Consider the following 11758-nt stretch of genomic DNA (forward strand, 5'->3'; position numbering starts at 1 on the left):
CGAGGCGCATCCATTGAATGTGCCCGCCTCAAAACAGAGGAGTCACCCATGAAATCGCAGACAATCGCGCCAAAACGCTGGTGGTTTATCATGCCCATCGTGTTTATCACCTACAGTCTGGCGTATCTGGACCGGGCGAACTTTAGCTTCGCCTCTGCCGCAGGGATTAATGACGATCTCGGCATCACCAAAGGCATGTCATCGCTGTTGGGTGCCCTGTTCTTCCTTGGCTATTTCTTCTTCCAGATCCCCGGCGCGGTGTATGCCGAACGCCGCAGCGTGAAGAAGCTGATTTTCTGGTGCCTGATTCTGTGGGGCGGTTGTGCCTCATTAACCGGCGTGGTAAGCAACATTCCGATGCTGGCAGCGATTCGTTTCGTGCTCGGCGTGGTGGAAGCGGCGGTGATGCCGGCGATGCTGATTTACATCAGTAACTGGTTCACTAAGTCGGAACGTTCGCGCGCCAACACTTTCCTGATCCTCGGCAATCCGGTCACGGTGCTGTGGATGTCGGTGGTGTCCGGCTATCTGATTAATGCTTTCGGCTGGCGTGAAATGTTTATCTTCGAAGGCATCCCGGCGGTGATCTGGGCCGTGGCCTGGTGGTTCCTGGTGCAGGACAAGCCAGCACAAGTCAAATGGATGAGCGACGAAGAGAAATCAGCACTGCAGGCGCAGTTGCAGAAAGAGCAGGAAGGCATCAAAGCGGTGCGTAACTATGGCGAAGCCTTCCGCAATCGCAATGTGATCATTCTGTGCATGCAATATTTTGCCTGGAGCATTGGCGTGTACGGTTTCGTACTGTGGCTGCCTTCGATTCTGCGTAACGGCACACAGATGGGCATGGTCGAGGCGGGTTGGCTTTCAGCAGTGCCTTATCTGGTGGCGACCATTGCGATGGTCGTGGTGTCATGGGCGTCTGACAAAAAGCAAAACCGTAAGCTGTTTGTCTGGCCGCTGCTGCTGATTGGGGCGCTGGCGTTCCTTGGCTCCTATCTGGTCGGTTCCAGCCACTTCTGGCTGTCGTATGCGCTGCTGGTGATTGCCGGTGGCGCGATGTATGCCCCTTACGGCCCGTTCTTTGCCCTGATTACTGAGATGCTGCCACGCAACGTTGCTGGCGGTGCCATGGCGCTGATTAACAGCATGGGCGCACTCGGTTCCTTCATCGGATCGTGGATTGTAGGCTATCTTAATGGCGCAACCGGCAGTCCTGCTGCCTCTTATATCTTTATGGGTGCCGCGCTGCTGGTCTCGGTGTGGCTGACGTTAATCGTCAAGCCCGCGGAGAACAAGACAGCACCGATTCATGGGGCGAAGCACGCCTGAAAGCGTAAGAAATGACTTTTCCGGGCGGCTCAGGTCGCCCGTCACACGTTCTACAGGGAGCAAATGATGAAACCTGCTGTGATTCTTTATAAGAGCCTGCCAGACGATCTGCGCGCTAAACTGGATGCCCATTTTACCGTCACCGAAGTGCATGACGTCTCCCCCGAAACTGTGCAACAGCATGCCGCACAGTTTGCTGAAGCACAGGGTTTGCTGGGTTCTGGTGGTAAGGTAAATGGCGATCTGCTGGCAAAGATGCCCGCACTGCGCGCTTGTTCTACCGTGTCTGTGGGTTACGACAACTTTGATGTCGAAGCCTTAAATCAGCGCAATGTACTGCTGATGCACACGCCAACCGTTTTGACCGAAACCGTGGCCGATACCATGATGGCGCTGGTGCTGAGCACCGCCCGTCGCGTCACCGAGTTGGATCAATGGGTTAAGGCCGGTGAATGGAAGAAAAGCATCGGACCAGAACATTTCGGCATCGACGTGCATCACAAAACCCTGGGGATTCTTGGCATGGGCCGTATCGGCCTGGCGCTGGCGCAGCGTGCGCACTTCGGCTTTGGCATGAACATTCTCTACAACGCACGCCGTCAGCATGAAGAGGCGGAAACCCGCTTCGGTGCGCGTGCTTGTGACCTTGAAACGCTGCTGAAAGAGAGTGATTTTGTCTGTATCAGCCTGCCATTGACTGAGCAGACACATCATATGATTGGCGCTGCACAGCTCAAGATGATGAAACCCAGCGCCATCCTGATTAACGCAGGTCGCGGCCCGGTGGTGGATGAGCAGGCGCTGACGGCGGCATTGAAGGACGGCACGATTCACGCAGCCGGTCTGGATGTGTTTGAAGTGGAGCCGGTGCCCGCTGATGCGGAGATCCTCAAGCTGCCAAACGTGGTAGCGCTGCCGCACATCGGCTCAGCCACCCATGAAACGCGTTACGGCATGGCACGTGATGCGGTGGACAATCTGATTGCTGCGCTGAGCGGCAAAGTCGAGAAAAACTGCGTTAACCCCCAGATCCAGGCCTAAGCTTGCTGCTTTAGCCATTGCGCCTGCCCGTGGCGGGCGCTATGGTGGTTGCCCATTCCCGATTACAATGTTTTAACTTCCTATGTCCTTTTCTCAGTTCGGCGACAAATTTACTCAACATTCCGGCATCTCACGTCTGATGGAAGACATGGGTGAAGGCCTGCGCACGCCCGGCACCATTATGCTTGGCGGCGGCAATCCGGCGCAGATCCTGGCCATTAATGACTACTTCAACCAGCTGCTGCTGCAGATGCATCAGGACGGAAAACTGAGCGAAGCGCTGTGCAATTACGACGGTCCGCGTGGTAAAACGCTGCTGCTGGATGCGCTGGCGAAAATGCTGCGTGAAGAGCTGGGCTGGCCGATTACCGCACAAAATATTGCGCTGACCAACGGCAGCCAGAGCGCGTTCTTCTATCTGTTTAACCTGTTCGCGGGTCGTCGCGCCGACGGCAGTAAAAAACGCGTGCTGTTCCCGCTGGCACCGGAGTATCTCGGTTACGCCGATGCCGGACTGGAAGAAGATCTGTTTGTTTCCGCCAGGCCGAACATTGAGCTGCTGCCAGAAGGTCAGTTCAAGTATCACGTCGATTTCGACCACCTGCCGCTGAATGAGGACGTGGGCCTGATCTGCGTGTCGCGCCCAACCAACCCGACCGGTAACGTGATCACCGATGACGAGCTGATGCAGCTGGATGCGCTGGCACAGCAGCACGGCGTGCCACTACTGATCGATAACGCCTACGGTGTGCCCTTCCCCGGCATTATCTTCAGCGAAGCCCGTCCGCTGTGGAACCCAAATACCATTCTGTGCATGAGCCTGTCGAAACTCGGCCTGCCGGGTGCACGTTGCGGCATTATCGTCGCCGATGAGAGCACGATCAGCGCGATTGGCAACATGAATGGGATTATCAGTTTAGCGCCAGGCAGCATCGGCCCGGCGATCGCCACTGAGATGATTGTGCGTGGCGATTTGCTGCGTCTGTCGGAAGAGGTGATCAAGCCGTTCTATCAGGCCAAGGTCAGCGAGACGATTGCCATTCTGCGCCGCTATCTGCCGGAAGAACGCTGCCTGATCCACAAACCCGAAGGGGCAATTTTCCTCTGGCTGTGGTTCCGCGATCTGCCGATCAGCACCGAAGCCTTGTATCAGCGCCTGAAAGCGCGCGGCGTGCTGATGGTGCCGGGCCACTTCTTCTTCCCTGGTCTGGAACAGGAATGGCCGCATACACATCAATGTATGCGCATGAACTATGTACCGGATGCGGAGAAGATTGAACGCGCGGTGCAGATTCTGGCGGAAGAGCTGGAGAAGATTGGCTAAACCAATCTTTTAAAACGCCTCTCGAAATTAATCGGGAGGCGTTGATGCATTATTTATTATTGTACCAGTCGTAAAATCGGAACAGGCTTGAATAAAAAGCATAGGCTCCGATCAGCATAAATAACCATGCTACTACGCCAACCCATCCAGGATTATTCACCGGGACATAGGGTAAGGATTCATGCGATAGGGTAAAGAAAGTCCAAATCCACAATGCGAAAATAATGAATCCACGTGTAGGGATATCCTTTCCAAAAATTTTCATTACTTATCCTTGTCATCTATTTCATATATTTAATGATAAACCAAGCCAGACAAGAATAAATTAGTGATTCCATTAACTGGTAGTGAATAATAAACACAGCAGCCGATGTTTATTTAAATTTGTGAACTACTTCCAAATAATCTCTATTTATCCGCCACCAGCGATAGCTGGCACCATTGCGCCAGCTGCTTGATCGCCTCCTCCACTTCCGCATTCCAGCCAAAACCGGCGTTCAGCCGGAAACAGTGATCGTAGCGATGATCGGTGGCGAAGATATGTCCCGGCGCGATACCGATACCCGCGTTACGCGCTTTAAGAAACAGCGCACGCACGTTTAACGACTGAATGGGCATTTCCACCCACAACACATAGCCGCCTTCAGGATCCGATACACGTGTGCCCGCAGGGAAGTAGCGCAACACCGCCTGGCGCATATGGTGGATTTGATTCTTCAGCTCACGACGCAATTTGCGCAGATGCGCATCGTAACCGCCGCTGCGCAGCAGTTCAGCAATCGCTGCCTGTGACAACACCGAGGTGCCCATGCTGGTGGTGTATTTCAGCGAGGCGATTTTGCGCATGTAATTACTGCTGTGCACCCAGCCAATGCGGATACCGGGCGCCACCGTTTTCGAGAAGCCGCTGCACAGAATGGCATTCGGGCTAAAGGCGCGCATCGGGAACGGACGGCGATCGCCAAACGCCGTATCACCGAAAATATCATCCTCAATAATCACCACATCATTCTCATCGGCCTGACGCGCAATATAGGCTTTCTGCTCGTTGGGAATGCTTTTCCCCAGCGGATTATTGATGTTGTTGATGGTGAGATAGGCCTGCACCGCTTTACGCTGAAACAGCGCGGTAAGTTTGCTGACGTTAACATAACCTTCCGGCCCGGCTTCCACTTCAATTACGCGCAGATTGAGATTATGCAGCATCTGCAACAGCACGAAGTAGCACGGCGATTCCACTGCCACGATATCGCCGGGGCGGGTGGTGGCGCGCAAAGCCAGTGAGATGGCTTCGATACAACCGTTGGTGATCAGGATGTCATCGGCGCTGATATTGCAGCCATAATCCACCGCACGGCGCGCAATTTCGGCTTTCAGCGGCGCATAGCCGGTGCCTTTCACCGTGTTGCCGAGCAGTGCCGGTTTGCTGTACCCCATCTGGCGCATCAGCAATCCAATTTTCTTGACCGGATAGAGCGAGATATCGCCATTGGCCAGATCCAGCCGCACACGACAATCGGAGCCCAGCATGGCCAGATGCAGCTCGGTTTGCTCGTCCAGCGGCGCGACTTCACGCGGCTGTTCGCTGTTGATCGCTGCCGGTAACGTCACCGGAACCTTAAGGGGTGCCACAAAAAAGCCGGACTTAGGACGCGCCACCGCGTAGTGCTCATCCTCCAGCGTGCGTAATGTTTTCAGCGCGGTGGTCATGCTGACGCTGTACTGCGTCGCCAGCGTGCGCACCGACGGTAAACGGCTATCGGGCGGCAGCGATCCGCTGTGAATGGCCTGTTTTATCTGCTCTGCAATCTGACGGTAACGACTACTCTGACTCTCCTGTTCACCCGTTCCATCCGCCATCTGTTCCACCCTATATCGTGCTGATCTGTGCGTATCCATCAGATTACATTCAAAGTACTTTAGGCTGCATCTGTTAATTCAGCTTCAGACATTCATTCCGTTGCAACTTCGTGGCCCCTTTTCCTGCCCGTTGCCGCCAGCACGGTAACGGCGATTTTATTAGCCAAAGGATGAAGTGAAAAATGAATAATCTGTCCACCATGATGAGAGAAATTGAAGGTTATCTGACGCCCGCGATTATCGATTCTGCTCAACGCTGTTCTCAACGCTTACTTGCCGCCCTGCCCGATAGCGACAATCCCGCTAACAATCGCGTGCTACTCGCCTATGGCGGCGGGAAAGACAGCAGCTATATGGTGGCGTATGTGCGCTACATTCAGGGGCTGATCTGGCAGCAGCAGGGCAGCACCTTCCAGCTGCGCATCAGCACCAATCGTCATGCGGCGATGAACGACAGCGTGATGGAAAATATCGACCGCGTATATCGTGCACTGCACATTCCGGGTGATGACTTTACCGAATGCCTGGTGACTGATGGCTTGCAAATCCGCCACTTCGAACGTCATCTGCCGATGCCCGACAGCGTACGCCAGCAGAATCGCAACGATGTGCTGATGAATGGCCATCGCTTTCGTGCCGATGCGCGCTCCACTTTCTGTAACGCCTGCAACCTCAGCATGGTGAACTCGTTTGGCCTTGCCGCGCACTACGAGGGCGGCGTGGATGTGATCATCACTGGTGATTCGCCGCAGGAGCAAACCGCTTACCTCGCCTGGGCACGCCATCTTTCACGCCTGTTTGATGCGCCGGTCGCCGACAAATCGCGCGGCTTTAGCGGCTTTCTGCAAACCCTGGATGGCGTGGCAGAACGCTATTTCGCCGACATTTACGGCGCCGAGCAGGTTACCCCGGCCCATCGCATCACCTGGCAGCTGGCACGCGATCCGCTGTTCTTCAACATCTATCAGGACACCGCCTATGAAGCGGGTGCGCACTGGTCGCTACTCACCGAGTTCATGCACTTCCGCTTCGATGAGCTGATGTTCAGCTTCTCTGAATCGGACTGCGGCAACCCGACGTTAATGGCACATATTCGCGGTCTGCGAGCGGAGACGCTGATGCAGCGTAGCTACGCCGAAGGCATTCGCGAATATGTGCGCTTTGCGCTCGGCCTGATGGAGAAGAAAGATTTCCCGCCGCAGCTGATTGCGGAAATGGCGGCGCGTTATCAGGACGATGCGGCGATTGAACGTGCTCGCCAGCGTGCAGCGCAGTTTGCCGAACAGGCGTTTGGCCTCAACGAAACCCAGCTGGTGTGCATGATCTATTCGCCGTTTATCGCGCAGGGCCAGCAGCTCAATGTCTGGCTACAACAGCTCGATCAGGCGCCTGATGAACAGGCGGTGCGGGCGCTGCTATGCGGCGATAGCGATGATTTGCTGCTGGCACAGCAGCTGGAGCAGCTCTCCGGCCTGACGATTGCACAGATGCGCCAGTGCTGGCGCAGTGCACAGGTCAATACGCTGCTGGATGGCACGCGCGGCGATGCGCTTTCACGCGTGCTGCGTTTCGATCCGCACAAAGCAGTGATTCAGGTCAACAACGGTGCCTTGCAAGACATCGTCACTGAAGTGATCTCCGGGCGATAACCCGGTAAGGCGACGCGATGAGAAAGATTTTCCTGCAGATTGGTGCCACGCGTGACGGGCAAAATCCGTACTGTGCGGTGGCAAAACGTGAGGGCTATTTTACCGTGCTGGCGGAGATGGGCGACTTTGTCGACTATCAAAGCTTAAGCATTCAGCTGCCGTTCGATCTGATTGTGCGTCTCGATCGCCCGGAAAATCCGTGGGATGTGTTACAAGCCTGTCTGCGCGCGGGCTTACTGGAACATCCTCAGGTGGTGCTGGCAGGCTTTGAAGCCTACAACGCCAGCGCCGGTCGCGTACGCGAACTGCTGGCCGGGCCGGATGCCGGACCTTGCTTTATTCCGCCGGATAAGTACGCACAGCGCATGGCCTTGCGTAAAGCCTGGCCACGCTTTCCACAGCCGGAGTTTCGCTTCTTTGCCTCACCGCTGAGCATTCGTGACGCGCGTGATGCACTGCTGTATCCCTGCGTGATCAAACCGGTAGATGGCGGCGGCGGATTAGGGATCTGGCTGGTGGAAGAGGCCAGCCAGCTCGATGCGGTGATCGGCAAGCTGGTGGAGACCATGAACTACGGCGGGCGCGGCTTTAGCGGCTTTATTGTCGAAAGCTGGCTGCCGGGCGACGAATATTCACTACAAGGTGTGGTGGATAACGGACACGCGGTGGCGCTGACCTGCTGTCAGAAGGTGATCGAGCACCACATCGATGCAGAAGGCTGTATCAGCTTTTACGAATCCGGCCATGTGGCGATGGCTGCACAACAGCTGCCTGCTGCCTTTGCCAGTTTGATGAGCTTTTGCTGTGAGACCTTTGGCTATCGCCAGGGCGCCTTCCACATCGATTTCATCATGGTGAACGGTGAACCGCACTTCCTCGAAATGGGCTTCCGCTTATCGGGCATGGGCGTGGTGAATCTGGTCGAAGAAGTTACCGGCATTAACTGGGCGGAGGTGGCGTTTCAGATTGAAGCCGGACGGGGTTTGCCGGTGCTGCACTTCCCTAAGCAAGCCCAGGCCATTGGTCGCCTGCGCCTGCGTCAGCGCCTGCAGTACGACGCTGCGGAACGCTGGATCGCCCAACATCAGCGCGGTCAGTTATTGCCACCGCTCAATCTGCCCGCGCTGGCCGTCTCGCCGCGATCCTCGCTCTACGCCGATCTCACCCGCCATGCGGGTATCCTCGCCACCTTCCGTCTTGCCGCAGACAGCCGTGACGATGTGTTAGCGGTGTTCCAGCAGATTCTCGACGTTCCGTCCTTAGCCCCCCGGAGAGATCTTCTATGTGCAGAATGATTCTGTCAAGCGGCCAGTTTGATGCGGCAGCGGTACTGGACGCCGCACGCGCCATGAGCTGTGGCGAAACCGCCACGCATGACGGCCCGATCAAACAGCACCCGAATGGCTGGGGCTGTTTGTGGCTGGATCAGGGAAAGATTCGCACCCTGCATGGCACTGGCACCTTTGCTGATGCGCTGCCTGGCATTGATGTTGATGCATTGCGTCATAGTCGTTTTCTGGCGGTACATGTCCGCCACGCCACGCTGAGCAAAAATCACGGCATCGAGTTTTCCCATCCGCTGTGGCGCACCAGCGGCGCGACGCAGTGGTACATGATGCACAACGGCTTTTTACCCACGGTCTATGCGCAACTGGGCATGGCGGAATCGCGCTTTGACTCCGCCGAATACCTTGAATATATCGTCGACCAGGTGACGCCTGCCGATTTTACCCGTGACTACCTGCGCAGCAAGATGGCGCGCGTGGCACCGGGTGGCAGTGCGGCTAATGCGATTTTTGTCACCCGGGATAAAGCCTGGGCGTGGCAGTGGCATCCCGATGACACCCCTTATCCTGACTATTTCACGTTGCATCATTATCAAAATAACAGCACCACTTTTATCTCTTCTGAACCTATTGCTGCACTGGGCACGGCGTCTGACTGGCGTCGCATGAACAACCATGAACTTCATGAATTTCCACTTGGGGAGTGATCAGCATGGCCATTTTCAATCAGATACGCGTTATCCATCCAAAAATGTTCGTCGAAAGCACCTGGCTGGATGACATCGTGACCGCGCGCGTGCCGCTGTTGGTGCTGCGCAATTTCCTGACGCCTGAAGTGCGCGAAGCGGTGGTGGACGATCTGCAACAGTGCCGCGATCAGGTGCGCGTCTCGCGCTATCCAAATGGCGCACTGACCACGCTCGGCCCCTATCTGGCTAAACACACTCGCGCACCCGAAAATTACTTCACCGAGCTGCGCGACATCCAGCCAGCACTGCCAGCGTCACTGCACTGCCTGCGCGATCAGGTTTACAACTGGGTGAAGCACTCATTGCGTCTGGAGAGTCTGCACACTGCCCGCGAGCCGGAGTTGGGCGATTATGCGGGTTCGATTGTGCGCTTTCATGCCAATGGCGTCGCCAATCCACTGCATAACGACAACATCGTACGCGATGCCGCAGGCAGTGGTTTGGCCGTCACCCACATCCTGCATCAACTGAGCTGTGTGGTCTGTTTGCAGGAGTGTCACGCGGGCGGGGAACTGCGGATATTCAACAAGAAGTGGCATCCGGTGGATGAGCGCTTCAAAACGCCAGGTGAACTCGGCTATCAGACTGGCGTGATTGAGCAAAGCGAGGCGTGTGAGTTCTCCCCACGCAGCGGTGACATCTATCTGTTTAATCCTGCGTTTTATCACGAGATTGATCGCGTGGAAGGCGACACGCGCATCACCATGGGCTTTTTCTTTGGCCTGACCGACAAAAAAATGAAGCACGCCATTGCCTGGAGTTAATACCGGGCCTTCGACGAGGAGATGAAGATGAATACCTATGAAAAAATCACCGCCCTGCTGGATCAACACCACGCAGACTATCGCGTGGTGGAGCATGAGGCCATCGGTCAGACCGATGTGATCAGCGGCATTCGCGGCAACGATCTCAATCAGGCGGCCAAAGCGATGGTGCTGGAAGTGACGATGCCTGACGGTGCCGATGCGCGTTACCTGCTGGCGATAGTGCCGGGCGACTGCAAGATCAACTTCAAAAGTGCCGCACGCGCCATTGGTGGCAAGAAGTCGAGCTTTGCCGCGCCAGAGAAAGCACAGGAACTGACGCAGTGTGTGATGGGCGCGGTGCCGCCCTTTAGTTTTGATGACCGACTGGCGCTGCGCGTCGATGCGCGCCTGCGTGATGTCGGCACGCTGTGGTTTAACGCCGGCGCGCTGGAGCGTTCCATGGCGCTGAATGTGGATGATTTTTTTCGTGTTATCGGCGATGACTGTTGTGCAGACATTGCCACTCCGATGACGGCGACTGCCTGAAACGGCTGTAGTAAGGAACGAGTATGTCAGTAAAAGATATGATGTTAGCCCTGTGCGTAGTGGTGGCGTGGGGCGTGAATTTTGTGGTGATCAAACTGGGTCTGCACGATATGCCGCCGTTTCTGCTGGCGGGATTGCGTTTTGCACTGGTGGCGTTCCCGGCGATCTTCTTTGTGAAGCGGCCGCAGATCCCTTTGCGCTGGCTGATCGTGTACGGCATGACTATCAGCTTTGGTCAGTTCGCTTTCCTGTTTCTGGCGATCAAACTCGGCATGCCAGCAGGACTGGCCTCACTGGTGTTACAGGCGCAGGCGTTCTTTACGCTGCTGCTGGGGGCTTTATTGCTGGCGGAAAAACTGCGCTGGAACCACATCGCCGGGATTTTGGTGGCGACACTTGGCATGTTTATGCTGGCAACGGCGGGCATGCAGGGGCAAACCACTGCCGGGATTACGCTCACTACCATGATGCTGACGCTGGCGGCGGCGCTGTCATGGGGACTGGGCAATATCACCAACAAGATCATTCTGCGTAACCGTAAGGTGCCGGTGATGTCGCTGGTGGTGTGGAGTGCACTGGTGCCGGTGGTGCCCTTTTTCGCCTGCTCATGGTGGTTTGATGGCGAAGCAGCAATCGTCACCAGCCTGCTGAATATCTCGTTGCAGACGGTGCTGGCGCTGATTTACCTCGCGTTTATTGCCACTATTGTCGGCTACGCGATCTGGGGCAATTTGCTCGGTCGCTATGAGACCTGGCGCGTGGCGCCGCTGTCACTGCTGGTGCCCGTGGTGGGCATTCTTAGCGCTGCGCTGGTACTCGACGAAACCCTGTCAGCGCAGGAAATTCTCGGTGCGTCAGTGATTATTCTCGGCCTGCTGGTGAACGTGTTCGGCGGGATGGTGAGTCAGCGATTATGGGTGCGCACCTGATCCGCAGAAACAAAAACGCCGCATTTCTGCGTAATGCTTGTCAGTTAAGATCTTAATGGAGGCCGCAACGGATAACGTTGTGGCCTCTTTTTTACCGCCCTTGGGTAATGCCGCACTCTTCTTTCCGGCAGCACCAGCCCTGGCGCCATCGCCATTATCTCTTCCATTATCCGCGGTATTTTTCCCGGTGAGATGCCCGGTAGCAGGCTCAGATGACTTCTCAGATACAGTGCGGACTGCTTAAAACTCATCTGATAAGGTTCCACGCCTTTCAGGCTGTACGCCATCTGCGCCATCAT

At 55.9% G+C, this 11758-nt stretch carries 11 protein-coding genes and 1 pseudogene; 9 read left to right on the plus strand and 3 right to left on the minus strand.

The features are described 5' to 3' along the window. Positions 1-48 precede the first annotated feature (48 nt). The 3 genes from WFP70_RS14045 (at position 49) to WFP70_RS14055 (ending at position 3694) form a co-directional block, all read left to right on the plus strand. Entirely contained in the window at positions 49-1329 is a 1281-nt protein-coding gene (locus WFP70_RS14045) for an MFS transporter (RefSeq protein WP_337023551.1), read from the plus strand. A gap of 66 nt (positions 1330-1395) precedes the next feature. Continuing rightward, a complete protein-coding gene (ghrB, locus tag WFP70_RS14050) occupies positions 1396-2370 on the plus strand; it encodes a glyoxylate/hydroxypyruvate reductase GhrB (RefSeq protein ID WP_058961168.1) in 975 nt (324 codons plus the stop codon). An 82-nt stretch (positions 2371-2452) separates the two neighbouring features. Next, positions 2453-3694, plus strand: coding sequence for a valine--pyruvate transaminase (locus WFP70_RS14055; protein WP_337023550.1), 1242 nt, complete (start codon positions 2453-2455; stop codon positions 3692-3694). 49 nt (positions 3695-3743) lie between these two features. Here the strand turns inward: WFP70_RS14055 and WFP70_RS14060 are convergent, their stop codons facing one another. Next, complete coding sequence (locus WFP70_RS14060) at positions 3744-3959, minus strand: hypothetical protein (protein WP_058961171.1); 216 nt, start codon at positions 3957-3959, stop codon at positions 3744-3746. A 143-nt stretch (positions 3960-4102) separates the two neighbouring features. After that, on the minus strand, positions 4103-5554 hold the full coding sequence (locus WFP70_RS14065) for an aminotransferase-like domain-containing protein (RefSeq protein ID WP_337023549.1): 1452 nt from the start codon (positions 5552-5554) through the stop codon (positions 4103-4105). 182 nt (positions 5555-5736) lie between these two features. On the opposite strand from WFP70_RS14065, the gene WFP70_RS14070 reads away from it, so the two are divergent. From WFP70_RS14070 to WFP70_RS14095, 6 genes are read left to right on the plus strand one after another with little or no spacing between them, the layout of a single operon-like run. Further along, positions 5737-7203, plus strand: coding sequence for a hypothetical protein (locus tag WFP70_RS14070; RefSeq protein WP_211728891.1), 1467 nt, complete (start codon positions 5737-5739; stop codon positions 7201-7203). A gap of 17 nt (positions 7204-7220) precedes the next feature. After that, the gene (locus WFP70_RS14075; RefSeq protein ID WP_097118437.1) at positions 7221-8498 is read left to right on the plus strand and encodes an ATP-grasp domain-containing protein; all 1278 of its coding nucleotides are present in this window, start codon (positions 7221-7223) and stop codon (positions 8496-8498) included. Next, positions 8486-9196 (plus strand): class II glutamine amidotransferase, encoded by a 711-nt coding sequence (locus WFP70_RS14080; RefSeq protein ID WP_337023548.1) that lies wholly within the window; start codon positions 8486-8488, stop codon positions 9194-9196. The genes WFP70_RS14075 and WFP70_RS14080 overlap by 13 nt, the downstream gene beginning before the upstream one ends. Before the next feature lie 5 nt (positions 9197-9201). Next, positions 9202-10002, plus strand: coding sequence for a 2OG-Fe(II)-dependent halogenase WelO5 family protein (locus WFP70_RS14085; protein WP_097118435.1), 801 nt, complete (start codon positions 9202-9204; stop codon positions 10000-10002). 27 nt (positions 10003-10029) lie between these two features. After that, complete coding sequence (locus tag WFP70_RS14090; RefSeq protein WP_160833310.1) at positions 10030-10530, plus strand: YbaK/EbsC family protein; 501 nt, start codon at positions 10030-10032, stop codon at positions 10528-10530. Positions 10531-10553: 23 nt separating this feature from the next. Continuing rightward, positions 10554-11459 (plus strand): EamA family transporter, encoded by a 906-nt coding sequence (locus WFP70_RS14095; protein ID WP_034829990.1) that lies wholly within the window; start codon positions 10554-10556, stop codon positions 11457-11459. Positions 11460-11503: 44 nt separating this feature from the next. On the opposite strand, the pseudogene WFP70_RS14100 reads toward WFP70_RS14095, so the two are convergent. Further along, positions 11504-11758: pseudogene (locus WFP70_RS14100) on the minus strand (IS4 family transposase); the annotation flags it as partial.

It is taken from the genome of Pantoea sp. USMM079 (assembly GCF_037153115.1).
GTDB lineage: Bacteria > Pseudomonadota > Gammaproteobacteria > Enterobacterales > Enterobacteriaceae > Pantoea > Pantoea communis.